General features: G+C 48.9%; 13 protein-coding genes. 7 read left to right on the top strand and 6 right to left on the bottom strand.

Annotation, left to right across the window (positions count from 1 at the left end; translation table 11 throughout):
- Positions 1 to 52: 52 nt before the first annotated feature.
- Positions 53 to 628 (bottom strand): guanylate kinase, encoded by a 576-nt coding sequence (gmk, locus tag BMY63_RS05575; protein WP_091900241.1) that lies wholly within the window; start codon positions 626 to 628, stop codon positions 53 to 55.
- An 11-nt stretch (positions 629 to 639) separates the two neighbouring features.
- Positions 640 to 1515 (bottom strand): YicC/YloC family endoribonuclease, encoded by an 876-nt coding sequence (locus tag BMY63_RS05570; RefSeq protein WP_091900242.1) that lies wholly within the window; start codon positions 1513 to 1515, stop codon positions 640 to 642.
- Positions 1516 to 1729: 214 nt separating this feature from the next.
- Here BMY63_RS05570 and BMY63_RS05565 point away from each other — a divergent pair, with 214 nt between their 5' ends.
- From BMY63_RS05565 to BMY63_RS05535, 6 genes are all read left to right on the top strand, one after another.
- A complete protein-coding gene (locus tag BMY63_RS05565) occupies positions 1730 to 2557 on the top strand; it encodes a LytTR family DNA-binding domain-containing protein (protein WP_256218950.1) in 828 nt (275 codons plus the stop codon).
- 112 nt (positions 2558 to 2669) lie between these two features.
- The gene (locus tag BMY63_RS05560) at positions 2670 to 4724 is read left to right on the top strand and encodes a TonB-dependent receptor (protein WP_091915261.1); all 2055 of its coding nucleotides are present in this window, start codon (positions 2670 to 2672) and stop codon (positions 4722 to 4724) included.
- Positions 4705 to 5247 (top strand): hypothetical protein, encoded by a 543-nt coding sequence (locus BMY63_RS05555; RefSeq protein WP_091900244.1) that lies wholly within the window; start codon positions 4705 to 4707, stop codon positions 5245 to 5247. Before BMY63_RS05560 ends, BMY63_RS05555 begins: the two co-directional genes overlap by 20 nt.
- 52 nt (positions 5248 to 5299) lie before the next feature.
- Positions 5300 to 6364: a C45 family autoproteolytic acyltransferase/hydrolase gene (locus tag BMY63_RS05550; RefSeq protein ID WP_091915259.1), complete on the top strand. Its 1065-nt coding sequence runs from the start codon at positions 5300 to 5302 to the stop codon at positions 6362 to 6364.
- 334 nt (positions 6365 to 6698) lie between these two features.
- Positions 6699 to 8021, top strand: coding sequence for a Spi family protease inhibitor (locus BMY63_RS05545; RefSeq protein ID WP_091915257.1), 1323 nt, complete (start codon positions 6699 to 6701; stop codon positions 8019 to 8021).
- 789 nt (positions 8022 to 8810) lie between these two features.
- The gene (locus BMY63_RS05535; protein ID WP_218141885.1) at positions 8811 to 10907 is read left to right on the top strand and encodes an alpha-amylase domain-containing protein; all 2097 of its coding nucleotides are present in this window, start codon (positions 8811 to 8813) and stop codon (positions 10905 to 10907) included.
- A 183-nt stretch (positions 10908 to 11090) separates the two neighbouring features.
- On the opposite strand, the gene BMY63_RS05530 is transcribed toward BMY63_RS05535, so the two are convergent.
- From BMY63_RS05530 to BMY63_RS05515, 4 genes are all read right to left on the bottom strand, one after another.
- Positions 11091 to 12950: a RagB/SusD family nutrient uptake outer membrane protein gene (locus BMY63_RS05530; protein WP_091900248.1), complete on the bottom strand. Its 1860-nt coding sequence runs from the start codon at positions 12948 to 12950 to the stop codon at positions 11091 to 11093.
- Positions 12951 to 12977: 27 nt separating this feature from the next.
- Positions 12978 to 16271 (bottom strand): SusC/RagA family TonB-linked outer membrane protein, encoded by a 3294-nt coding sequence (locus BMY63_RS05525; RefSeq protein ID WP_091915253.1) that lies wholly within the window; start codon positions 16269 to 16271, stop codon positions 12978 to 12980.
- 240 nt (positions 16272 to 16511) lie between these two features.
- Positions 16512 to 17759 carry a hypothetical protein gene (locus BMY63_RS05520; RefSeq protein ID WP_143065726.1) on the bottom strand — a complete coding sequence of 416 codons (1248 nt, stop codon included), beginning with the start codon at positions 17757 to 17759 and terminating at the stop codon, positions 16512 to 16514.
- Positions 17760 to 17772: 13 nt separating this feature from the next.
- Positions 17773 to 21675 carry a hybrid sensor histidine kinase/response regulator transcription factor gene (locus BMY63_RS05515; RefSeq protein ID WP_091915250.1) on the bottom strand — a complete coding sequence of 1301 codons (3903 nt, stop codon included), beginning with the start codon at positions 21673 to 21675 and terminating at the stop codon, positions 17773 to 17775.
- Between the two features lie 376 nt (positions 21676 to 22051).
- Here BMY63_RS05515 and BMY63_RS05510 point away from each other — a divergent pair, with 376 nt between their 5' ends.
- The gene (locus tag BMY63_RS05510; RefSeq protein WP_255397462.1) at positions 22052 to 23377 is read left to right on the top strand and encodes a histidine-type phosphatase; all 1326 of its coding nucleotides are present in this window, start codon (positions 22052 to 22054) and stop codon (positions 23375 to 23377) included.
- Positions 23378 to 23393 lie beyond the last annotated feature (16 nt).

Below are 23393 nucleotides of genomic sequence, written 5' to 3'. Positions count from 1 at the left end.
TGTTTCTCTATGCCATGTAACACCCGAAGGGCATCCCTCCCCTGTGAGAACGTTAGGAGAGGTTCAAGAATTCCTCTATCACCATCAGGGCATCAGCCTTGGCTTGTTCCAGCACATCGTTGACGACGATACGGTCGAACTTCTCTGCGAAGGTCAGCTCAAATTCCGCACGAGCGATACGCTGGTCGATCACCTCAGGCGCATCCGTTCCCCTACCCTCCAGTCTGCGACGGAGCTCCGCCACCGATGGGGGCTGGATGAAGATGCTCAGTGCCTCGTTGCCATAATGCTCCTTGATGTTTACGCCACCCTTCACGTCGACGTCGAACACCACGTTCTGGCCAGCTTCAAGTTGGCGCTCTACCTGTGCCTTCAGTGTACCATAGAAACGATCCTGGTACACCTCCTCGTACTCCAGGAACTCATCGTTGTCGATCCGCTGACGGAACTCCTCGGGTGTCAGGAAGAAATACTCCACACCATTCTGTTCCGTTCCTCTCGGTGCCCGCGAGGTACAGGAGATAGAGAACGCCATATTCAGTTCCGGATGCTCCTTCATCAACCATGAGATGATGGTTGACTTTCCCGTCCCACTGGGGGCAGAGAAGATGATTAATTTGCCTCTCATATATCTATGCTTTACAAGGCATTGAGCACTTGTTCTTTAATCTGTTCGAGCTCGTCTTTCATCTTGACGACGATGTTCTGCATCTCGGCCTGGTTGCTCTTCGAGCCGGTGGTGTTGATCTCACGACCCATCTCCTGGGCGATGAAGCCGAGCTTCTTGCCCTGGCCGGCAGGCTCGTTCATCGTGTCACGGAAATACTGCAGGTGGTTCGTCAGGCGCTGTTTCTCCTCACTGATGTCGAGCTTCTCGATATAATAGATCAGCTCCTGCTCGAGACGGTTACGGTCGTAGTCCACTCCGGGGATCGTCTGCAGACCTTCCACGATACGTGCCTTGATCTTCTCAACACGGCTCTGCTCATACGGCTCGATATCGGCCAGCAGACGGGCGATATTGTCAATCTTCTCAGTGAACTTCTTCTGCAGGGCGGCGCCCTCCTGGGTACGGAAATCGGTGAGGTTCTTCAGAGCCTCAGCCACAGCACCGCGCAGAGCCTTCCACTCCTCCTCGTCGAGCACCTCCGTATCAGTCTTCGTCAGCACGTCGGGCATACGGAGCAGGGTATAGAACCAGTCCTCAGGCATGGGGATGCCCGTCTTCTCCGAGATGCCCTTGATCTGCTGATAGTAGTTCTCTACCAATGCGGCATTGATGGGTGTGGGGTCGACGGCCAGCTCTTTCTCTATCCACACGTTCATATCAACCTTTCCCCGGATGAGGGCCTCGGCCACCATCTGTCGCATCTCCATCTCCTTCTCACGGTAGAGGGGTGCGATACGGGTGTTCAGGTCGAGCTGCTTCGAGTTGAGCGACTTGACCTCTACATGGATCTTTTTCTCTTTATAGGTTACGACAGCCTTGCCGTAGCCTGTCATTGACTGTATCATGTGTACCTTATTTAACTATTTGGCGGCAAAGGTACGAAAAAACGAGAGCAGAACAAAATAAGTTCACTTATTTTTTATGCCGAGTGCAAGTATCTTCGCGATTTCGATCGCAAAGATACGGAAATCGAGAGAAAAGCAAAAGGAAAAAGTTGAAAATCTTTGTTTATGTGAGGAAGAATATATACCTTTGCGTCAAATTCAACTATACCTATTCATGAAGATCTTTTCTATACTAACGCGCAAATACCCCTATCCACAGAACAGACTGTGGCTGAGAGACAGTGCTGTATATTGTACCATCGTGTTCCTGATCCTCTACCTGCTACAGCCCTTCGGGTTCAGTATGTATCATGGGAACAAGCTGTTGGTATCGCTATTGTTCGGCATCGTCACCTTCGCATGCTGTTATATCTTCGGCTTGGTCTTCGTGCCTTTGCAGAAACGTATCTCACCATGGCGTATCTGGCATGAGGTCTGTTCGACACTGGTCATGATCTTGTGTATCTATCTCTGCAACCTCCTCGTCTTCTTCTTTGTGTTCCACTATCCAATCAACCTGGAATTCTGTCTGTTGTCGTTTTACTGGACACTGATTGTCGGATTGGTCATCACCGTCATCTCTGTCAGTGTGAGCTACTCCCGTCATCTACGCAACGAACTGGCCTCGATGCTTAACAAGAACACCGAGGAACAGGCCGATATCCAGGTGACCATTCACGACACGGCAGTGCGCGGCAAGGATCTGACAATCGGCATCAACGACTTCCTCTATGCCGAGGCACAGAAGAACAACGTGGTGATATACTACCTGTCAGAAGGTCAGGTGACGAGTACGGAGCTACGCTGTACATTAGGCTCTATTCTGGAGGATCTGAGCTATGGGAATATCTTCCAGTGCCACCGCTCGTTTATCGTCAACATGAACAATATCTCGTCGGCCAAAGGCAATTCCAACGGCTATCAGCTGATGCTCGGCAACTGTCGTAATCAGGTGCCTGTATCACGCACTTACGTGCCTAAGTTGAAGTCGTTTATTGCTTAGTCAGTCGTCCCAAAATCTAGCATTTCACCTTCTCGCTTAGTCATGCGGAACAGATCTTAGCTGTCTGTCACAGGAATTTGGAGGGATCAAAAATCCACTCTATATTTGCAGCATGAAACAGTTAATCGCATTACTCATCATGCTGCTCGCTGCTCTGGATATGACAGCACAGCAAACCGTCACCGGACAGGTGACAGACGGCCGCGAGCCTCTCGCTGGTGCTAACGTATATATTTATGGTACGATCGACGGTTGTCTGACCGATTCGCTCGGACGGTTCTCTTTCAAGACCTCTCAGACTGGAGAGACAACGCTGAGAGTCTCGTATATCGGTTTTGAAGATTATGTCTATACTAAAGATGTTCATCAGATGCAACACCTGACTATCACCATGAAGGAGCAGGCCACCTCGATCAGCGAGGTCGTGGTCACCGCCAGCACCTTCCACTTCGGCAAGGGCGACAACATCAAGACGATGGATGCCCTCGACGTGGTGATGTCAGGCAACTCATGTGGTGACGTGGTGGCTGCCCTGCAGACCCTCCCTGGTACGCAGAAGGTCGGCGAAGACGGCAAACTCTACGTCAGAGGCGGTGAGAGTGAAGAATGCCAGACATTCGTCAACGGCATGCACGTGCTCGTACCTTACTCTACGAACGTACAGAACAGTGCGGTGCGCGGGCGCTTCTCTCCCTTCCTCTTCAAGGGCATCAACTTCTCACTGGGCGGATACGACGGTGAATACGGTCAGGCCCTCTCGTCAGTCCTGCCGATGGAGACCACCGACATGGCCACCAGTGACAAGATGGGTGTCAGCGCCTCGTTGGTAGACTGGAACATCGGTGGTACGAAATCGTTCCAGAACAGCAGTCTGGGATTCAACGTTGACTACACCAGCATGGGACTTTACGACCGTCTGTTCTCACAGCGGATGGACTTCACACGTCCCTACCGTAAACTGTCGGGCGAGGCACAGTATAAGAAAGAGTTCTCACAGAGCAGCATCCTGAAATCGTATGTGGGCTACGACCTGACCTCAGTCGGACAGCACATCGAAGAGAGGTCGCTCTCACTCAAGGAGCATAACTTCTATGCCAATGCCACCTATAAGACCCAGATCGGACAGGGCTTCAGCCTGTTTACCGGCATAGCCAACTCAACGGTGTTCAGCGACATCGACGATGCACGGGCAGCCGGCGACCACTACCACAACCGTCGCAACGAAGTCCATCTGAAAGCAGAGCTCAGAAAGGTGTTCTCGCCTATCCTGAAGATGTCGGCAGGCGTCGAGGATTATATCCGGAACAGTTCCAAGCGCTACGATACCAGTGAGTACAACCTGGACTACAACCTGCTGGCAGCTCATGTCGATGCACAGGTACGTGTCGTTCCCCGCCTGTTCCTGAATCTCTCGGCAAGGGCAGAGCATGTGAGCTATCTCGACAAGATTCAGCTGATGCCGCGCGCCACTCTGAGCTATGTGCCCAACAAGCACTTCCAACTGTCGGCCATGTTCGGACAATACAGTCAGACGGCCCAGGACGACTATATCGCCATCAGCAACAAACAGCTCAACCAGAGTACTGCCAACCACTGCATCATCAGCATGCAGTATCAGACGGCAAATACGCTGCTAAAGGTAGAGCCTTACTACAAGAAATACAAAGGTCTGCCCCTGCACAACGGTAACACCTACGTGTCGGACGGCTATGGCACAAGCAAGGGTCTGGATGTGTATCTTGAGAACCGCTCACTCATCAAGAATCTCACGACAACACTTTCCTACTCTTTCAACGACTCTGAGCGTTTCTACCTGGACTATACCAGACCCTGCACCCCCGATTATGCCTCACGCCACAATCTGCGCATGTCGGCTAAGTACTCACTCGGAAAGGTCATCCTCGGACTGGCGGAGTCGTATGCCAGCAGCAGAGAGTTCCCCACGGGTAAGACCCCTTACTACAACAGCGTAGATGCTAATGTGACGTTCCTGGTCAGTCCGAAGGTCATCGTCTACACCTCGCTGAATAACATCCTTGGTCGCACCAATGTGTTTGGCTACGACTCGATGGGCAGTCCATCTACAGCCTCTCGCGACCGTTTCTTCTATATCGGAATATTTGTATCACTAAAAAACAATAAAGCTTATGACATCTCAAATTTCTAAGTCGATCGTCATCATGATCGCATGCCTCTTCATGGCAGTCAGTAACGTCAATGCCCAGCAGCAGCAACAGCAACTCCCGATGGCTGCGCTGATCGGCCAGTCACTCTCCAAGCTCCAGGACTACACGCCCGAGAAGGCGCTGACCTGTATCGCAGAGCTCAAACGCATCGATGCGATGTTCCCAGACAGCATCCAACCGAAATATCAGGCCGCGCTCCAGTCACTGTACTATGCCGTACAGTTCCCTCACGCAGGACAGACAGAGAGTCTGCTTGCCGACGTGGAGCAGAGCATCGGGAAGATTGGACAGATGCCCAACAACGATGCCTCTGACCTCTGCACACTCAAAGGATTCCTCTATATGGTACGTATCGTACAGGATCCGGCCCAGAACGCCGCCCGTTACTACAGAGACGTGCTCGAGAACTATGACAAGGCCCTGAAGCTGAATCCCGACAACCAGGTAGCCAAGGACCTTCAGCAGAAATTCATGGACGGTATGCAGAAAGCCATGGGCCAATAAGCATCCGTTGTAACAAGATTACTTTATCAATAACCATTCACAGAATCAAGCAATGAAAAAAGCAATAAAGATCATCCTGTTGGTCATCCTCGTGTTAGTGGTGATAGTTGGCGTAGGAGCCTGGAACACGTTCGGTCCGCTGGTCAAGGGAGCACAATCCGTTGAGAAACTGGACGAGGGCCTCTACTACATGGAATATAGAGGCGATGACGGCTTCGACGAGCTGATGAGAAGAGGCGGCGGCGAGAGCGCTCAGGTGCTTTCAGGCTATGCCATGGAGTTCCTGTCGAAAGGCTACTACACACCGCCAACGCCCAACCCGTCGAAGACCCCTTACGGCTGTTCTACACTGACAGCCCGCACACCCGAGGGTGGCTTCCTGATGGGGCGTAACTTCGACTATATGTCGGGCACTGCCATGATCCTGCATACCATCCCCGACAACGGCTACGAATCGATCACCACCTTCAATGTCGAATATTATGGGTTCGGAGAGAACTGGTTGCCAGAAGGCTTCGCCAACCAGTATATGGCATTGACAGGACTGTTTTTCGCTCTGGACGGTATCAACGAGAAAGGTCTTGCCGTCGCAGTGCTGATGGCCGGCGACGATGTGGAGACACACCAGCACACCAGCAAGCCCGATCTCACCAACTCGGCCGCAGTCCGTTATATGCTTAAGAACGCCGCCAACGTCGACGAAGCTCTCGACCTGCTTCGTGGCATAGACATGAATTCCGACATCGGTGCTGCACAGCACTATGCCATCGCCGATGCTTCAGGTAAGAGCGTCGTGGTGGAATATGTAGACGATCAGATGATTGTCACCGAGACACCGGCCGTGACCAACCACTATCTCTGTGAGGCTAAGCATAATGTCGGGCTGAAAGAGAACGACCTTCGTTACGACCAGCTCTGTGAACGGTTCAACCAGAATGGTGGAGTTATGACGCAAGAGGGACTCACTGATGCCATCCTTTCGGTATCACAAGCCAGCAGAGAAGGTTTCTGGGGCACCCTCTGGACCATGGTCATGGATCTGAAGAATCCGTCTGTCACCTACTATTCCCGTCGTCACTTCGACAAGCCTTTCCGCTTCGAACTCGGCAAAAAGTGACGAATCTCTCCATCAGAAGTCACATGAAGGATGTTTTGTCATCAACAAGGCATCTTTCATGTGACTTCTGATTTCCTAATTCCTAGTGTCTCATAATTGTCTTACCCTGAGAAACACATAATTTTTTATCATCTTCTTTGTTATTTGTATCATAATGTCATATTTATACCATTTGTCAACTCTTTGTCAACTCAAAATTTTGTGGTAATCAACTAATAGACGTACATTTGCCAGCAAAGTAAACAAAACGTAGTATTATTAACAGACCATACTGTGAAAAAGGAGCGGAAACCGAAAAGCTATATGAGTAGGTATTTTTCTCAATTACAAAATTATGAAAAGATTTTTTTATTTAGTGGCAAGTCTGTTCTTGTTGTATTCCTGTTCAGAGGATCAAACAGACATGGTACAAAACGAAAACCTTGCAGATGAGGTGACCTTTGAAAATTCTAAACTAAGTTTGCGACAGGCACTTTCTTATGCTTCTATGTTTAATCCTGGGATGGAAAAGAATGACAGCCCGGAATCACTTACAAGATCTGTCGACCCTATCGCAAAAGTTGTATCTGATGTGGATTTCTACATTGAAGATGGTGACACACTTCTGTATGCCGTTAACTATATGAATGATGAAGGATATGTTCTTATTGCGGGCGACAACAGCTCATTCCCTATTCTTGGACATTCAAACCAGGGTAATCTCCAGTTCTCTGACATCTCTGACGAGAGTCCGATGGCCATGTTCATATCGGCAATGAAGAATAGAGTGAAGAACAATATTCATAATGGGACTTCCACAGAAACAGACTATTTCGATAACTGGAAAGATCTGGGACGCAGTGGTTATGAATATGAAATTACGGTTAATGACAACGAGCCACAGGCTCAGACACGAGGACGTAAGAGCAGCTCTGGTAAAAAGTCTATCTACCCATATACAGGAAAAGATCTGGACTATTGGTGTCAGGAGGGCGGCTACAATATGTGCGCACCCAACCGCGCTTGTATCGGATGTCCTGCCATCTCTATAGGAATGCTGATGTATGACACCTCCCAGAGAATGCTTGGTAACGTTACGCCGACATATCCGAGTTTTAATTACACCGATATGAGAGACCTGAAAAATGTTACCACAGTTACTGAGACAGCTAGAAAACTTAGACAGATTGCCGATAGTATTCCTAACTACGACTGGGGAAAAAAGAAGGACGCAGGAAGCGGTGCTATGCCTGAGGACATCCTGACTGGCCTTAAGAAGTTGGGGTATAAGAATGCTCGTCTCGCTAGCTATGATTTCGAGACCGTATACAATAACCTGAGTTTCACTGGTATCAATTATTTCGGCAATGAGGCTACCTTCTACAGAGGTGTACTTCTCGGCGCCATCAGTTACGACGGATATGGTGGTCATATCTGGTTCTGCGATGGTTATTATGAGCAGTCGTATACTGTAACAAAGAAGTTCCTTGGTATTAAAGTTAAATCATGGACAGAATATGACGACAGACTGTATATGAACTGGGGTTGGGGACCAGATGGTGGCAATGGTTGGTACCTAGCTACAGACAATGTATGGTCTTCAATCGAAGGAAATCCCGATGTAAGGTTCAAATACGATCCTAAGATGTATATCAATCTAAGTACTTATGTTTGGTAGTAAAAATATCATTAGTATAATAGCCATAGTGCTGTGTCTGACATCGTGTCATAAGGATGATTCATACAGTCCCTTCCGTGCTTCTGCAATACATAATGGTGTGTTGATTTCATATACTGATGCCGAGGGGAACGATCTCCTCGCGTCGGGAAATGTTACGAATACGATTTCCATTCTTGGGGAGTCTTCAAAAAAGATTATCCCTTTTGAAATAAAAAGTATTGAAGATCGTGGAGAATCTCGAAATTATCTGTCGTTCAATGCAGAACTGCCAACCACAAGCGGGATGGTTTTCAATGCAGACAAGTCAGAGGGTCATGGTGAGTCTATTGTTAAGTTGAATATATGCAATAAGTCGCTAAAGTTGACATGCAAGTTCATCTATATATGCTCCAATCCCGGAAATCTTGGCTCGAATATCATCCAGCTTGATTGTGTTGAATGTAATGGCACCTCCAGAAGTGAAAAGATGAATTCACAACTGGTTTTGGAACTCGCTGATTATATCGACAAATAGCACGAAACAGTTATAGTATTATTAGAATATAGATCACGGGGACATTTATCCCTGTGATCTATTTAATTTATATTCTTATTATAATAATTATATATGAATAACAAGGTCTTTTCTCGGGGGAAGGATAAAAAAATACTGTATTTTTATTCAATCGATTGCACATCATAAACTACAGATAATCACATTTTTCGATAACACACTATTTAAATCTTTGCTACATTTGCTGCCGCAAAATGATATTGCTACATTTTAACTAACTAAAAACTACAATGATGAAAAAGTTATTATGCAAGAGAACTGGCAATGCACTTGTTGCCACAGGAATGTTGCTCAGCTCTATGCTGATGCTGAGTTGCTCTGACACGCTGGAGCCCGTACTGCCAGCACAACCACAGACCGACGAGACGATGACGCGCGCCGCCAGCAGTCTCCAGCCTCTCAACGATGTTATGATGCAGGCATTCTATTGGAATGTACCTGTTGACGAGACCAACAAGAATGGCTCTTGGTGGAATACGCTTCGCTCTAAAGCTTCTGAGATGAAGTCGAGTGGCATCACCGCCATCTGGACACCTGTACCCTCGAAGGGTAACTGGGGTATCGTGGATAACGGTTATGGCATCTACGACCACTACGACCTCGGAAACTACAATCAGAAAGGTACTACCGAGACACGTTTCGGTAGCCGTGCTGAGTTGGAGTCGATGATCAGCACCATGCATCAGTCGCCGAAGATCAGTGTATACTCCGATGTTGTGCTCAACCACGTTTATTCTTCCGACGAGAACGAGGAAGTGAACCCCGCCGTCAAAGCCTATGTATTCGGTGAGGCTCATGGTGAGCAGAACAAGCCTTATCCCGCTAACGAGATCCGTTGGGTCATCCCCAATGCAGCAACAGGCGATTATTACATTCAGATCAAGGGCTACGGACTGCCTTGGAACGAATCCTCCACTCAGCGTGGCTACGACCTCATGATTCGTTGGGACAACAGCAATATCTCCTCTAATTATAGCTGGGAGTATGAACCCAACAACGGTAATGGCAGTTTCAACAACTTCCCCGGCTCAGGTCGCGTCATCCGTGGACATATGGAGAACCGTTCGGATATCGACGAGTATAAGATCCATGTATCGTCTAAGCACGACATCGAGATCCGTCTCTCTGCCAAGCGCGAAGATGGCAGCAACTGGGTAGATGCCGGTAGCATGCTCGGTTACTATCCCGTGGCTGTATGGTATAATGGTAACAACCTTGCCAATACCACTCTTCAGGCACGTACCAACACACACATCACCTATGTCAACCATACCGGCAGCGGTGAGCCTAACTACTCTTGGAACTACAGTCATTTCCACCCGGCCGATGCCAATGACTGGCTTGGTGACTACGGATCAGACGAGATCATCACCAACACCAAGTTCTTCGGTAACGACTACAACACCTTTAACAGCACTGTCCAGACCCGTCTGAACAACTGGGGTAAGTGGCTGGTCAACAAGATCCATTTCGACGGTTTCCGTCTTGATTTCGTCCGCGGCTTCCAGGAGTCGTTCGTAGCCAACTGGGTGAACGGTCTTCCTCATGTCGATGGCGCTCAGCCCTTCATCGTCGGTGAGTACTGGGGTGCCGATTATCGCATCAAGAACTGGGTGAACACTGTGGCCTCCTACGGTGCACAGGTCAACGGCTTCGACTTCCCGTTGAAGAGCACCCTCACCGAGATGTGTAATGGTAATGGAAACTCCTTCAACATGTCATGGCTGAACCACGCAGGTATGGTACGCAACAATAGTGGTAATGGTCTCCCTGGTACCTCTGTAGTGACCTTCCTCGACAACCACGACACAGGAAAAGAGCACGACAAATGGGTGACCAAGGATCACCAGCTGGGTTATGCCTACATCCTTACCCACGAGGGACGTCCCTGTCTGTTCTATCCTCACTTCTTCGGTGTGACACAGGTTGATGCCGATCACTCTAACTATACTACCACTGCTCCTTCTTCACTGAAGAACAAGCTTAAGAAACTCATCGAGATCCGTAAGAAGTATCTGGGTGGTATCATCACTGTGCTCAGCGAGACTGGTAACCCCTATCCCTCTAGCAACTGTCAGAACCTCTATATTGCCCGTCGTCAGGGTAATGGTACCAAAGATGGTGCCATCATCGTGCTCAACAACCACGATAGCAGTACTAAGGCCATGTGGGTAACAGTGAATGCCTCTGGCTTCAGCAACTGGTCTGGCAAGCGTCTGGTCAATGTCCTGAACACTTCACAGAAGGTTACCGTTGAGGCCGACGGTCGTGTAGAACTCTCTGCTCCTGCACGAGGCTACAGCATCTGGGTCAAAGAGTCTGACCTGTAATCATCCCAAAGTGGTCGAGCCCTAACAGCCCGGCCACTCTTTTTGCCATAAAAACATTCCACCCGGGCTTTCACAAGTCCGGGTGGATTCATCTGATTCTAATCTGATTCAGATGAGAGCAGCCTTTTACGCTGCCATCATAAACTTCAATACAATTTATAACTAATTAAACCATCAGCTATCTTAATCATAGACAGGTGTTCCCGTCATATTCGAGCCTGCTGCACCTGCCCCCCAACCAGGGTTCTGCTTCAGCACAGCCTCATCGTTGACGATAGATATCTGCGAGGGCGGTATCATGACGAAGCCGTCTGTATCGGCGTAACGCTGAGCCCAGCTACTGCCGCCCACACCTTGTCCATGACGCATCACCGTCCAGTGACCAGCATAGTTTACACGCGATCCGTCCTGACGCTGTAGGGCAACGGCAGCCTCACAGTCTATACCACCATTTCGTCCTGACCATCGACGCAAGTCGTTATAGCGAATACCCTCACATGCCAGCTCCCAACGGCGCTCATCTTTGATGTTTTTCCACGAATAGGTGGTAGCGGGCAGTCCGGCACGGGCACGCACCTTGTTCATCTGGTCGGCAGTTCCCGTCAGTTCTGAGTGCATCAGCATCACGTCGGCCAAGCGGAGCAGGATCATGTCTGCATAGTGGTCGCCCTGGAAAGAGTTCTTATTGTTGTTGGCAGCGCTGGTCTGCTCTGTACGGTATACGCCCCACCAGGTATAGACAGAGTTCATGTCGTTCCAGTGCGACTTCGAACAAGTGATCGGCATCCATTTCTTGTTATAGAGGCCGGCATCCTCAGAGCAGTTGGTAACAAAGACAAACTTCTTGCATTCTTCAGGTGCGTTGAGGATCGTTGCCTTCTTTCGTGGGTCATCATCGCTCCAGTCGTCCCAAAGGGTGGCGTTGACAATACCCTGTCCCCATCCCTGTCCAAAGGGCATGGTATCTTCAAAGCCGTTGGAGTTTCCATCCTTGTCGCTACCATTACGCAGACCGCAGTAGAGAGACACCTGATTGGTGAATCCCATCTGGATGTTTCCGCTCCAGCCGCCAGAGTTCATATACTGCACTTGGAACATCTCCTCACAGTTTCCGTTACCGGCCCATACCTTTCCGGCCTCAGCCAGATCCTTCACAAAGTCATATTCGTTGATGGTATATTTGTTGGTATACTGCCAAAGCAATCTGAAATCTTCCACAAGACTATAACCGCCATTGTTGATGGCATCCTCCACATAACTAATAACCTGAGCTTTGCTCAGCGATGTGCCTGCACCTTCCTGATCGAAGTCGAAGACCACATCGGCAAGTGAGGCTGTAGCCAGTTCACCGGCCTTCTTATAGAAGCCTTCATAGAACATATAAGCACGAGCCAGCATACCCTCGGCAGCAGCCTTCGTGGCATGACCGTCGCCCATGGTGGTCATACCATGACTCATCAGATTAGCTGCACTGACGAAGTCGGCAAGGATATGCGGATAGGTCACCGTCTCTGCATCCTGTTGCGGACAAGGGTCTGGAGCGGCAGCAGCCCAATAGGCCGGGATGTCACCCCAAAACTGTGCGCCCCAGAGATAGAACAGACCACGCATGAAATAAGCCTCACCCACCATCTGATTGCGCGCTTTCTCCTGACCTGTCCAGTCGAAAGCATCGACACCATAGATGATAGCATTGGCACGAGCGATTCCTATATAAACCCTTTGCCAGAGCTTATCAAACATGTCCTCCTGATTGGCCATCAGATGACCAATGGCATGAATCTGTGTCGAGCCCGTACTACCACCGCCATTTCCCTCGTCCGACATGATGTGGTTGACAAGCCAAGGCGTCTCCTTGGCCGTCTGACTTATTTGGTTCATCACCCCATAAAGGGCGGCTAGCTCTTTGTTCAGGTCTTCTGCCGAAGCCGGGTAGTTTGAGGTGTTAGCCTCCGTATAATTATTTGTATCGAGACAGTCTTCGCAGGAGGTGACACCTACGGTGAACAGAGCCGCGATGACTATTATATATATCTTTTTCATATTTTCAACGCTTCAATTGTTTAACTCTTAGAACTTAATACTTGCTCCCAGGATAAAGGTACGGGCAGAAGGATAGAGACCGACATCAATACCACGGATGAAGTTCATGTTATCATCACTCTTACCGCCATCGGCAGAACATTCCGGATCAACACCCGTATAGCCAGTAAACGTGTAGAGGTTCTGTACCTGCATATAAAGGCGAAGCTGACTGAACGGAGAACTCTTCCATATCTTGTTGAAGTTATAGCCCAGCGTGAGGTTCTGTACCTTGAAATAGTCGGCATTCTGCATGAACCGTGTCGATACCCACTGATCTGCTAACAGACCACAAGTCAGACGAGGCTGTGTGTTACTTGTTCCCTCACCATGCCAGCGATCGAACACATCGGTGGTATACTGTTCATATTGGTTGGCTCTTTGGGCGGTACGATAACACTGCATAATCTGCTGACCAAAAGCGCCAAAGCCAGTTACACCGAAGTCGAAGCCCTTCCACTCGCAACCGAGACTGATGCCAAGGGTCACATCGGGATTCGGATTACCGATCTCATGACGGTCGAGGTCATAGTTGATTACACCATCATCATCATAGTCGGTCCAGATAGGGTCACCAGGTTCCGCTGTATCGAGGACGGGCTTGCCTGCGTTACGGGCAGCATCGATTTCGGCCTGATTCTGCCAGATACCATCGTACGACATACCATAGAAATAGCCTACCGGATGACCTTCTTCTACGAGTGACACATACGATGAGCCCTGGAACAGACTATTCAGATACTTACTATCCGTACCTATCTTTCCACCATTGGCGGCCAGACGTGTTACCTCGTTCTTGTTGGTAGCCACGTTCACGTTAGCATGATAGCTGAAGTCGCTGCCTATCTTATCATGCCATGAGAGTGCTACCTCGATACCAGTGTTCTTGATGTCGCCACCATTGATCATGGCAGGCTCCTCGTAGCCAAGTACCTGATTCATCGGTGCTTGTACCAGCCAGTCTTTGGTCATCTTCACGTACCAGTCGAAACTCAGACCAAGACGACCGCCCAGGAAGCGCGCATCCATACCGATATTTGTCTGCTCGGAGGTCTCCCAAGTGACATCCTCATTGGGTGGGTTCTTGGCATAGGCACCAGAAGTGTAGTTATTCTGACCTAAGGTGTAGATGTCATCGTTACTGAACTTGTAACCATAGTCGGCATAAGTCGTGGGCGAGAACCCGATATTAGAAAGATAGTAGAAGTTACCGATCTGACAGTTACCATTCTGTCCCCATGAAGCACGGAGCTTCAAGAAGTCGAGCCAGCTGGCGGTATTCTCCATGAATTTCTCGTTGGTGATTACCCAACCAGCAGAGAACGAGGGGAAGTAACCCCAGCGCTTACCACGTGCGAAGTTATTGGAACCGTCAGCACGAAGAATAGCTGTGGCCATGTATTTCTCGTCGTAGTTCCAGTTCATACGTCCGAAAAACGACACGATACTGGTCTGCATGGGGTTGTCATAGCCCGAGTGACCGTTAAGATAGTCGCCCTCATAGTTTGATGGGATGTTGTAATACCATCCATTGCGTACGAGTGGGTTCAGTCTGTCCTCACTGACATTGAAGCCCATCTTCATACCAGCGCTCCACTGCGAGCGCTCCAACGACTGTCCCACGAGCATATCTATCGTGTGTTTCCCGAGTTTCGGAAGGATATACGACAGCGTGTTCTCATAGGTGAAAGTGCTGCCCTGACTCTGGGTCATGTTCATGGTATAGTTGGCACTTGCACTGGTTGGACCGGAGTTGTAAGGCATGCAGATATCCCTGCTGTTTGCACTCTGATAGCCCGTATTGAATTGTCCGCGGTAGCGCAGGTTCTTGATCGGTTCAACAATCCAATAGAAGGTACCACTGACGCCAAAAGAGCGATGTTTGTTAATAGAGTTGTAACCACCTGCGAGGAAGTGGTTCAGTGGGTTACTATAAACCTCTGTACTATAGCCTGCACCGTTTTTATCGTAAGAAGCAATGTTTCCCTCTGCATCATAGGCCTCTACCAATGGTGATGCCACATAAGCCGCCTGCATAATGTTCCAGTAGCCACTGCCCTCTGCCAGATCGTGACTCCTGCGATAAGAATAGCTTACATTCTCACCGATAGTGATGATATCGTGGCTCTCTCCAAGCAGATCTCTACCTTTCAGCAATACATGCTCAGAGTTGATACGAGCACCAAAGCGCTTGTAGTTAGAGGCATTGTCGCCACCCATGATACCCTCATTAGAGCTATAGTTAAGCGATATTGAGAACTTCGAGTTCTCAGTACCACCGTTCATTGTCATGGCATGACTGAACTGTAGAGCATTCTTATTCTCGTACTCCTTGATCCAGTCGGTACCTGTCCAACCGCCCTTTACCTTATCTACTATATATTGTGGAACGATGCTTGACCAGTTAGTTGCCTCGCCATAGGTGTTGACATTGGTCTCGTCGATAATCTGCATATACTGCTGAGCGTTCAACAAATCGGGCACCTTATAGGCATTCGACCAGCCTACATAACCGTCGTACTGTAGCTGTACCTTTCCTGCCTTACCCTGTTTGGTTGTCACGAGGATTACACCATTGGCAGCACGTGCACCATAGATGGCAGCCGAGGCAGCATCCTTCAGTACGTCGATTGACTCGATATCGTTCGGATTAAGACCATTCAGTCCATCATCTGCCGTTCCGGCATTGATACCGTCGATAATCAACAATGGAGAACTCTCGCCGATCGTGCCAATACCACGAATATTCACCTTGAATCCCTTACCGGGCTGAGAGGAGCCCTGAGTAATCTGTACACCAGGTGTACTCGACTGCATGGCAGTCAGGGCATTGGTGGTGTTCATCTTGGCGATGTCTTCTCCTTTTACCTGAACGGTGGCTCCTGTGACAAGTTTCTTCTTCTGTACACCATAGCCTACCACAACCACCTCTTCTAAGACGGCATTGTCGTCTTTCATCTTAATCAAAAGACTCTCTTGTTGACCTACTTTAATCTCTTGTGTCTCGAAACCGATGAACGAGACCACAATGGATGCACCAGGATTCACGTTGAGGGTGAAGTTTCCGTCAAGATCGGTGATTGTACCATTCGAGGTTCCTTTCTCCATGATACTGGCACCGATAACCGGTCCCGTCGCATCAACCACGGTTCCTTTGATCTTCTTTGTCGCCTGCTGAACCTCACTGACAGAAGTCGCAGCGCTCGCATTTGGTGAGTAGCAAAAGCCCGACAAGGTGAGCACTCCCACTAAAAGAGCAGTTTTACTGATTGTTTTTCCCATACATTTTGTTTTTTATTATTGGTTGTATTACACAGATTGTACCTCTTACGTCGCTTGCAAAATTAGTTCATTTTCTTAGGTTATACCTATATCATTTGTTGACAAGAACGACCACATTTTTACAGAGAAACATTCGTAACATGAAAAGGCAACAAAGACAACATATAAATACATTCCGCCCGAACTTTCGCAAGTCCGGGCGGAGATCCTATTGAAGATAGAAAGCAATTAGACTTTCTGTCACTTCTTGCAGCGCTCCATATAGACAGCGCGCAAGTCGGACCATTTATAATATGGATAGCAGTTGGTTGGCACTGGCAGACTAGCCTCAGCACCATTGAGAAGACATTTCACTAAGATATCATCTACACCTTTCTGACCACGGTAGAACACCAATTGGATGTTCGAGGCCTTACAGGTTTGCCAGTTCTGGTAGACGTTCTTCACCTCATACGGATCCTCTGGGTCACGGTCGGCGCCATTGATACCCATCAGCACCGTCAACGGTCCTATGCATGAGTCGTGCCCGAAGCGTAGGTCGGCAATATGGTCGCTACTGCCTGCAATCACGGCATCGGCCTTTCTCATGATATCCTCGAGGATGGGAATCATCTCGTACTGTGGTTCGAACACCCAGGAATAAGAATCCAGGTTCGTGTACTCCCATCTGTTCACAATCTCCTCGTCGGACACAAGTCGTCCCATCATTCCCTCATGGGCGATGTTTGGCAGCGACGTATAGAGTTCAATCAGGTTGTCTGCGATATGACGTACGTTTCCAGACAATCCTTCAGTGCTGACGAACATCCGTGAAAGAACCTTCTGTGGCAGTGAGTCGGTAAAAGAGAACTTATCACGGTTGTCTTCCCAGTGTGGTTTCACCTTCGGGAACTTCCGTCTATCCGGGTTCTGACCATCAGTGGGTACGACACCGTTAAGCGTAAAACGTGACGATTGCTCACGGATCTCTATGGCAGGGTTACACTGTACCAGTTCCTGGCAGAATGCCGACATACTGAGCACACACCGACCCGATAATGAGGCGATGGCAAGCACATTACCACCCTTTTCGAACACCTGCGGGAAACGGTTATACATCGTACGAGCGATGCGCTGATGCTGTTCCCAACCAAGTTGCGTGAGTTCCGATGCTCCCGTCATCAGTTCTTTCCTGACAGCCATAAATTTATCATAAAAGGCCTCTCCTTCAGCCGTCAGGAGCTGACGACCATGGGCAATGGTCAACACCGTGTCAAGTTCATTATAAAGACGACTGTTCCAATAATAGCGCGAACCATGACGGGCATAGTGACTCACATAGAACGGCTGATAGCCGTTTGGAGCTTCGGTCATCTGAGAGGAGTCGCACGGATAGGGATAATCATTCCCATATGCTTTCCTTGGATCGGCCTTCAGTTGGTCAAGCACTTTCGACTGTTGTGCCCAGCCAGTCATGACAAGGCCTACGAGCAACATTACAGTTGCCATCTTTCTTTTCACTTCATTCATTATTTATTCCATTTTTGTTTTTATACTCATCAGGGGTCATCCCAAACTCCGCCTTGAAATACTTGGAGAAAACACGAGGTGAGTTGAAGCCCACCTGATAGGCAATCTCCGAGACATACAGTCCGCTCTTCTCCAACAGTTGCTTGCCGCGCTTTAGGCGTAACAATCGGATAAACTGGATGGGTGTGCGTCCCGTGAGATGCTGCAGTTTCTTATAGAGTTGCGACCTGTGGACACCCATCGCACTGCTTAGTTCTTCCACATTAAAGTCTGAGTCTGAAATATGCGCCTCAACCTGTGTGATAGCATTGGTGATAAACTGTTCGTCGAGCGATGTAACCGTAATCTCCGACGGTTCGATATCTATCTCGTTCTTAAAGCGCTGATGCTGTTGACGACTGCGCTCAAGGAGGTTATGGACGCGCTGAAGCAGGATACTCATGCTGAAGGGCTTGGTGATATAATCATCGGCACCGGCCTCCAGACCTTCCAACTCATTCGTGCTCTGAGCCTTAGCTGTGAGTAAGATAACAGGGATATGCGAGGTTGCGATATCGGACTTGACCATACGACATAACTCCAGACCATCCATTCCGTCCATCATCACATCACTGATGATGATATCCACATCGTTCTCCTGAAGCTGTTCCAGAGCATTCTCTCCATTGGAAGCACTGACCACATTATACGTGCCCGACAGACTCTGACTGACATACGTCAGGAAATCGCTATTGTCATCGACCACCAGGACTGTTGTCTCATGCAACGGCTCGTTCTGTTCCACTGGTATTGTCTCGTCGCTCTCCTCTTCCTTCTCCTGCTCATGCGTTCCTTGACACAAGGGTAATGTGATACAGAATACCGTGCCCTTTCCTGCCTCATTATCCTGTATCGTGATCTCACCTCCTTGCAGATGAACGTATTCCCGGACGATATGCAGGCCTATGCCGCTACCGATTGCCTGAAGATGAGCGTTGTCCGACTGATAGAATCGGTCGAAAACCAGTTGTTTCTCCTCATCGGATATACCTATCCCCGTATCAGCCACTCGGATAACGACATGCCCATCCAGCACATCAGTGCTCACGGTGATGCTTCCACCACGATCGGTGAACTTAAAGGCATTGGCCAAAAGATTCATGATGATTTTAGTCATCTTATCCCTATCGAACTGTGTCTCCACGCGCTCCACCATCGGTTGGAAATCCAGACTGATTCCTTCTTTCCTTGCCTTCAGTCTGAAGGTATCGCAGATATCACCGATTGTCGAGACAATATCACCATACGAAAGGTTCACTTTCTCGTTTCCAAACTCCAGTCTGCGGAAGTCAAGAATCTGGTTCACCAACGACAGTAGTAAGTCAGCATTACGATGGATCAACCCCAGCATCGACTTGGTAGCTGTATCCTCTGCCTTCCCTTCCAGATCCTCCACTGGACCTATGATCAACGACAATGGCGTACGTAGATCATGACTGATATTCGTGAAGAAGCGGAGCTTCATTTCGTTCAAGTGCTTCTCCTGTTCCTGTTGCAGAGCCAACTGCTGCAGTCGCATCTCATACTCCCTTTTATTACGGAAATAGCGGAGCATACCAATAGCCACGCTTATGACTATCAGCAGATAGATCAGATAGGCCCACCAGCTGCGCCATAACGGAGGCGCTATCGAGATATCCAACAGGTGACTCTCCAAGGCATCTTGTGTTTTCGTGAAGAGCTGATACTCTCCGGGAGGCAAGTTAGAGAGTACGATTGTCTGATTGTCTACCAACTGCCACGTGTCCGAGAGGCCACGTAGCTGATAATAATAGATGTCGGTCGGTGTCCGTTCCTCGAACAGTCTGGAACACTCTACCACAATATTATTCTCATTATACTTCAGGTTGAGCGATTTCGTCAGTCCCACATCATGGGTGATCAGCACCCTACCATTCAAGGGCTTGTTCGGCGACAAAATCTCATCGTTGATACTGATACAGCCGATGGCCAAGGGCTTCTCCTCCGACTTCCTGTCCTTTTGCTCCATCAGTCTGTTCAGGTTGATGCATTGATAGCCGTTGTCTGTACCAAGCCATAGCTGGTTCATCCGGTCAATATGAATGGCACCAGGGTTATAATAGATCCGCTCTCCTTCCGGATTGATGTTAAACACCTTGTATTCCCATTCCACCTGGTTGTTCTGACGATGACGTAGCATCACCAACTTATGACCATTGACCACCCAGAGATTATCCGACTTGTCGAGAGTGGCACATCTCGATAATCCCTTCTCCAATGTGGATGGCAGACTGACGAGTCCCCCCTGAGGATCAATAATTGTCAGACCCAAGGCACGGTTGCCGTCACCTAACAGATAGACATAGTTCTGACGATCTATACAGCCATGCCTGAAGATGCCATCGCGTATCTTCTTCCATCGTCCACTGGCATCCATGACGAAATAGCCTTTCGTTGCCACTGCGTGCAGTCGACCCTGATGATAGTTCAGGTCGAAAACGAAGTTTGCCCAGATATGGGTATCGACAATCTGGGCTTTTGTCAGATCCATACGCCACACGCCTTTACCCTGTAATGCCACATAAACTTGTCCTGTCGGGGTGAATGCTATATTATAAGGTGACTCGCCCTTGAAATAAAACTCCCGTTTCCCCTGAATGGTCATATGCAGCAGCCCCTGCTTATAGAGACCTGCCCATAAGGAACCATCCGACCCAGTCTTCAGGAAAGAGACGGAAGCCCTACCAAGCACCTGTTCCCAGCGTCCTTCCATGAGTGGGCGGTAAAAGATACCTCGGTCCTCAAGTCCCATCCATAGTCCTTTTCCATCAATCGTCTGGGCAAAAGAGAGCACATCGGTCATCGCATTCGGATTCTGACGATCCATGACCTGATAAAGCATACCGCAGTTCTGTTTCTTGTCATAGATAGAGATGCCGCCTTTGGAATAGGCCACCCACATGGCACCACTGGTCTTCTCGTAGTGCAGCATATAGATCTGGTTATCCCTGATGCTGTTGGCATCGCCCAGCATATGTTCCAGATGATGTCTGATCTGCAGGTCCGTATCGCAGATATAGATACCATCGTTCTCCTGTCCTATCCATATCTTCCCACCAGGGCCACACGCGATGGCCGACACATGAGAAGGGAATGCCACAGACGACATCCATTTCTGGGCCTGATAGTTATATCCCTGTACAATCTTATTATCACTCAGCCACACGTTGCATGTCTCATCCATCGTCAGCTGCGTCTCGTATTTCACTTCACATGCTAGCGGCTCCCGACGTATGAGCACCTTCGATCCCAAGGAGAAGAAATACAAGTTCTTTGTCGTCAGAACCGCGAAGGCCCGACGGTTCGACTCCACCTTCATCACCTGCTCACCATTGTCTTCAAGTAATATGCTCCGTACGTTCCCATCATCCAAGTCGAGCGCATAAAGCTGATGATCCTGCCAGATCAGGCAGTTTCTTCGGTTTTCTATATAGATGGAGAAATCCCTGTTTTTGTCGATATGAATATTCTTCTTTCCTAACAATTCGGCCACATCGGCTGTACACGCGTTGGTCTTCGGGTCATAGATCATAATGCCACTACCATGTGTCACCATCCATAGCTGTCCTTTGCTATCCTCAAATATTCTGTCGATACCCGTCCGCATACGCTGGTGCTGTCGGTCATAACCGTCAGGATTCCTACTCTCCAACTGCGGCAAGGTAAACAGTCCGAATGATGTACCCACCCACATAAGGTTGTCTGCACCACGGAAAACTGTCTTGACCCTATATCCTTTCGTATCGATATGATAGAAACGCAGGTCCTCCTGTCCGGCACTGTGAAGACAGCCGAACAAGACCATTGCCCATATGAAAAAGTATCTCCTCAACATAATCTATTCTTTATTTTCGTGATGCAAAGATACAAAAAACTATCAAATACCACACATGGTGCCCCCTATTTGCCGGCATCAGCCTGTGAAGTAAAAACTGCACGGACTTTCACAAGTCCATGCAGCAGGACATAACCTAATTTGTATGAACCTTGAATAAGTTATCAACGTCTTATCATATCTTTTTTGCAAAGTTACATATTTTATTGCCTCCCGCAAAGAAAGAATGTTGACAGAAGGTGTATCAAATGTTGACGGACATGGAGAATCAACGCGTAAGACATCACTTTACGACAAAAAACACAAGGATGTTGTCCGTTGGACAGAAGAATTATTGTAACTTTGCAGTACTTTTATAAACCTAAAAAATAGAAAGATGAAACTACAACTGACGCTTCTTGCCTTCGGCCTCTCGATGGCTGCACAGGCACAAAAGCCACAGACAAGCAAGCCTTATCCGGGGATGAACGCCCCAATGTTCGAGATGTCCGCAGAAGACGAGATCATTGCCAACCGCTATCTGGCTGGCAGTAACTATCTGGATTACGATCGACAGTTGCCCACAAAGGCACTGACCCCCACACCAAAAGGCTATGAGCCCTACCACATGAGCCATTACGGTCGGCACGGTTCACGCTGGCTGACATGGGACGGTAAATACACACGCCCGTTGAGCACCCTCCAACAGGCCCACGAGGCTGGTAAGCTGACAGCGCTTGGAGAGAGTACTCTTCAGAAGATGGAAGCCGTCTATACATCATCCATCAATCGGATTGGCGACCTCACCACCGTTGGCGAGCGCCAGCACCACGGTATCGGCAAGCGCATGACAGAGCACTTCCCTGAGTTGTTCAAGGCGAAAGGTCTAAGAATCGATGCCCGTAGCACTGTTGTCAACCGCTGCATCCTCTCGATGATTGCTGAGTGCGAAGAACTGGCAAGTGCCAACCCCACAGCCCAGATCCATAACGACGTGAGCGAATCGCTACAGTATTATCTGAACCAGCCCTGGGAGGGTATCGTGAAAGAGGAAGGCGAGAAAGGCGAGAAAGAAGATAAGGAATACCAGCAGAAATATACACACCCCGAACGACTGATGAAGGCGCTCTTCAATGATCAGCTGTGGGTGTATGACAATGTGGCGGCTGGTGACTTCATGCGCCAACTCTTTATTGTTGCTGCCAACATGCAGAGCCACGACTCCGACATCGATCTGCTATCGCTCTTCACCGACGAGGAATTGTACGACCAGTGGCGTATCCGTAATATCGGCTGGTATCTCGACTATGCCGCCTCACCTATCTCAAATGGAAAGATGCCGTTCAGTCAACTGAACCTTCTGAAGAACATCATCGAGACCGCCGACACTGTCACGCAGCCACAGGTCACCCTGCGCTTCGGTCATGAGATCTGCGTGATGCCACTGGCCTGTCTGCTGGAACTCGACAATTGCAACGTTTCCGTTGACAACCTCGACGAGCTCGACACCTACTGGCGTAATTATCGTATCTTTCCAATGGCCTGTAACATCCAACTGGTGTTCTACCGCCCGAAGAAAGGAAAGAGCGGTGACATCCTCGTAAAGGCTCTTTTGAACGAGCGCGAGACATACTTGCCCATCACCACCGATAATTGGCCTTACTACAAGTGGCAGGATCTGCGACGGTATTACCTCGACAAGATAGCTGCCTTCGACCGTTAGAAGAATCCATATAAAT

Origin of the sequence: Prevotella aff. ruminicola Tc2-24 (genome assembly GCF_900110895.1) — a bacterium.
Taxonomy (GTDB): Bacteria; Bacteroidota; Bacteroidia; order Bacteroidales; family Bacteroidaceae; genus Prevotella.
This window is presented reverse-complemented; position numbering and strand designations above follow the sequence as displayed.